This window comes from Vallitalea sediminicola, assembly GCF_054408565.1.
Genome location: NZ_BTPT01000321.1, coordinates 1 through 221, shown reverse-complemented (window position 1 = coordinate 221; position 221 = coordinate 1). Strand labels below are relative to the sequence as shown.

Genomic DNA, 221 nt, shown 5'->3' with positions numbered 1-221 from the left:
TTATTATGATTATGTATTTGCAAAAGGCAAATACAGTAAAAGTATCAATGGAAGAAGTGCAGAAGTTAATTTTGACGGTTATATCAAGATTAATGGTGGTAAACATCCAATGCTTGGGAATGATGTAGTTCCACTAGATTTTGAAGTAGGTAATGACTATAGTGCATTAGTGATAACAGGACCTAACACAGGAGGTAAAACTGTAGCTCTTAAGACTATAG

At 33.5% G+C, this 221-nt stretch carries 1 pseudogene; it reads left to right on the top strand.

The features are described from left to right. A pseudogene (locus ACX6CF_RS26895) lies at positions 1-221 on the top strand (endonuclease MutS2); the annotation flags it as partial.